Annotated in this window: 5 protein-coding genes; all 5 read right to left on the reverse strand. The window is 35.9% G+C overall.

The window, feature by feature from the left end; all coding sequences use genetic code 11:
* Positions 1-382, reverse strand: a 382-nt coding sequence (locus CUL_RS17610; protein ID WP_035143329.1) for a carboxyl transferase domain-containing protein, incomplete at its 3' end; no start/stop codon positions are given.
* A gap of 20 nt (positions 383-402) precedes the next feature.
* Positions 403-804 (reverse strand): methylmalonyl-CoA epimerase, encoded by a 402-nt coding sequence (gene mce, locus CUL_RS0114735; protein WP_025642449.1) that lies wholly within the window; start codon positions 802-804, stop codon positions 403-405.
* Between the two features lie 14 nt (positions 805-818).
* Positions 819-1,751 carry a methylmalonyl Co-A mutase-associated GTPase MeaB gene (meaB, locus tag CUL_RS0114740; protein WP_025642451.1) on the reverse strand — a complete coding sequence of 311 codons (933 nt, stop codon included), beginning with the start codon at positions 1,749-1,751 and terminating at the stop codon, positions 819-821.
* A 17-nt stretch (positions 1,752-1,768) separates the two neighbouring features.
* Positions 1,769-2,164 (reverse strand): cobalamin B12-binding domain-containing protein, encoded by a 396-nt coding sequence (locus CUL_RS0114745; protein WP_025642452.1) that lies wholly within the window; start codon positions 2,162-2,164, stop codon positions 1,769-1,771.
* Positions 2,165-2,288: 124 nt separating this feature from the next.
* The coding region (locus tag CUL_RS17615) for an acyl-CoA mutase large subunit family protein (RefSeq protein WP_035143332.1) at positions 2,289-3,601 on the reverse strand (1,313 nt) is incomplete at its 5' end.

Raw genomic sequence — 3,601 nt, forward strand, 5'->3', positions numbered from 1 at the left:
AGTCGTTGAATCCAATTATGGGAGCCCCCATCTTTAGAGCCATCTCTTGTACTTTACATATTTTGTTGGCATGCATTTCTCCTAAAGAGCCACCTAGCACGGTAAAATCTTGGGCATAGACGAATACTAATCTTCCATCTACTGTACCGTAACCTGTTACTACTCCATCAGCTACTGCTTCTGTATTTTCCATTCCAAAGTTGGTGCATCTGTGTTTTACGAAGGCATCTATTTCCATAAAACTTCCTTCGTCTAATAGTAGGTTAATTCTTTCTCTTGCAGTTAGCTTTCCTCTTTCATGTTGCTTTGCTATCCTTTTTTCCCCTCCACCAAGTTCTATTTTCTTCTTGGTTTCAAGGAGTTGTTCAATTCTTTCCTTCATTTTGGCCCTCCTTTTAGTCTTTATTCTCTTTCACAGAGTTCTATTAATACTCCAAAGGTTGATTTTGGATGTAAAAAGGCAATTTTTGCTCCACCTGCACCGTATCTTGGCTTTTCATCTATTAATCTGATTCCTTTTTCCTTTAGCTCTTCTATTGCTTTTTCTATATTATCTACTCTATAGGCAATATGTTGGATGCCTTCTCCCCTTTTTTCTATGAATTTAGCTATAGGTCCATCTTCTTCTGTAGATTCTAAAAGTTCTACTTCCGTATCCCCTATAGGTAAAAAAGCCACTTTTACCTTTTGTTCTTCTACTATTTCAGTGCTCACACATTTGATTCCAAGTATTTCTTCATAAAATTTTAAAGTTTCGTTCAAATTTTTTACCGCTATTCCTATATGGTCTACCTTGTTTACCATAAGATCCCTCCTCCTTATTTAATTAGATTTAATACTCTGTCCTTAGCTGAATAAGGGTCTAAATCTTTTAAAAGGATTTCTTCTGACAAATTATCCAGCAAGTTCTCTTCTAAGGCTTTGTTCATTATTAAATCCATAAGCTCTTCTTCTACCAATTTTATTATTTCTAGTTTAGTATTTCTTTTCCTTCTTTCTATCAGTTCTCCCGTCTCTTCTAGGTAATTTCTATGTTCCATTAGTTTTTCTGTCAATTTATCTATATTTTCATTTTTACTAGCAGATACTTTGATTACAGGGGGTCTGTAATCTTTCTTTTCGTTTAAATCTAAGTTCATCTCTATTTCTAATTGGGTTTTATCTGCTCCGTCTAAATCGGCTTTGTTTATGGCGAATACATCTGCTATTTCCATTATACCTGCTTTTAAGGCTTGTATATCATCTCCTAGATTTGGTACCATTACCATTAGTACCGTATCTGCTGTTTTTACTATATCTATTTCTGATTGGCCTACTCCTACAGTTTCTATAAATATATAGTCTACTCCATAGATGTCTAATACCTTTGTTGCTCCCCAGGTAGCTTTGGACATTCCTCCTAGTGAACCTCTTGTTCCCATACTCCTTATGAATACACCTTTGTCTAAAGCTAAATCATTCATACGGATCCTATCTCCTAGGATTGCCCCTCCTGAAAAGGGGCTTGTTGGGTCTACAGCTATTATTCCAACTTTTTTATCCCTTTTCCTAAGTTCTTTGGTTAACCTATCTGTAAGGGTAGACTTTCCACTGCCAGGAGGGCCTGTAATTCCTATTACATAGGCATCCCCTGTATGTTTATATAATTTTTTAATTATTTCTATGGCTTCTTGGTCATTGTTTTCTAACATGGTAATGAGCCTAGCACAGGCCCTTTTATCTCCTTTAAGTAGTCTTTCTCCTATATTCAATCAACGCACCACCTGTATTATCTTTTTAAATTATTTTTAATATATTCTATAACTTCTGTAGTAGGTGTTCCTGGTGTAAATATGGCTTCTATGCCCGCTTCTTTTAATTTCGGTATATCATCATCGGGTATTACTCCACCGCCAATGATTAGCATATCATCTACTCCTTCTTCTTTCAATAAGTTGACTACTTTCGGGAAAAGATGATTATGAGCCCCGGATAATATGCTCATGGCTACTACATCTACGTCTTCTTGGATTGCTGCTTGGACTATTTGTTCTGGTGTTTGCCTTAACCCTGTATAGATTACCTCCATCCCTGCATCCCTTAATGCTCTTGCTATTACTTTTGCTCCTCTGTCATGACCGTCTAATCCTGGTTTCGCTACCAAAACTCTTATCGATTTTCCCATTTTTTAACCTCCCTCTTTTTTCAATGCACAGTTCTCAATTCTCTATTATTAGGGTAATTCTTTCGGGTCTGAGATTCTTCGCTTCGCTCAGAATGACAATTATTAATTGTGCATTGTGAATTGTCTAAAGTATTACCGATTGTTGATATTCGCCGAATACTTCTCTTAATACTCCACATATTTCGCCTAATGTGGCATATACCTTTACTGCTTCTAATATATATGGCATTAGGTTCTTATCGGTACCAGCTGCATTTTTCAATTCTTCTAATCTATTTTCTACTTCTTTATTATCTCTTTCTTCTTTTAATCTTTTAAGTTTTTCCCTTTGTAATCTTTCAACTTCTGGGTCCACTTTTAATATATCCTTGTGTTCTTGTTCTTCTATTTGGAATTTGTTTACTCCTACTACTATTCTTTCTTCTGATTCTACTTCCATTTGATAATTGTAAGCTGAGTTTTGAATTTCTTTTTGAATATATCCTTTTTCTATAGCTTTTGGTGCTCCTCCTAATTCATCGATTCTTTTAATATAGTTCATGGCTTCTTTTTCTATTCTATCTGTTAGATTTTCTACATAGTAAGAACCAGCTAGTGGATCTATGGTTTCCGTTACCCCAGATTCATGGGCTACTATTTGTTGTGTTCTTAAGGCGATACGTACTGATTCTTCTGTAGGTAATGCTAATGCTTCATCTCTTGAATTGGTGTGCAATGATTGGGTTCCTCCCAATACTGCTGCTAAGGTTTGAATCGTTACTCTTATTATATTGTTATCTGGCTGTTGTGCTGTTAATGTGGAACCGGCTGTTTGAGTATGGAATTTTAACATCATGGATTTTTCTTTCTTTGCGCCAAATCTTTCCTTCATTATCCTTGCCCAAAGTCTTCTAGCTGCCCTATATTTTGCTACTTCTTCTAATAGGTCGTTATGGGCATTGAAGAAGAAGGATAATCTAGGAGCAAAATCGTCTACATCTAATCCTGCATTGATGGCTGCATCTACATAAGCGATTCCATCAGCTAATGTAAAGGCTACTTCCTGGGCCGCTGTAGAACCAGCTTCTCTTATATGGTAACCACTAATACTTATGGTGTTCCATTTAGGTACTTCTTTGGAACAGTATTCAAATATATTAGTTATTAATCTCATGGATGGTTCTGGTGGAAATATATAAGTCCCTCTTGCTATGTATTCTTTTAATATATCGTTTTGGATGGTTCCTCTTAATTTATCTTTGGATACTCCTTGTTTTTCTGCAACGGCAATGTACATAGCTAATAAAACGCTTGCCGGAGCATTAATGGTCATTGATGTGCTTACCTTATCTAAGGGTATTCCATTGAATAATATTTCCATGTCCTTTAATGAATCTATGGCTACTCCTACTTTTCCTACCTCTCCTTCAGATAATCCATGGTCTGAATCGTATCCTA

Source organism: [Clostridium] ultunense DSM 10521 (genome assembly GCF_000511955.1).
Lineage (GTDB): Bacteria > Bacillota > Clostridia > Tissierellales > Tepidimicrobiaceae > Schnuerera > Schnuerera ultunensis.

Bases quoted from the DNA above. Each gene is read 5' to 3' on its own strand.
- mce (WP_025642449.1), bottom strand. From the start codon at position 804: ATGGTAAACAAGGTAGACCATATAGGAATAGCGGTAAAAAATTTGAAC.
- CUL_RS0114745 (WP_025642452.1), bottom strand. From the start codon at position 2,164: ATGGGAAAATCGATAAGAGTTTTGGTAGCGAAACCAGGATTAGACGGT.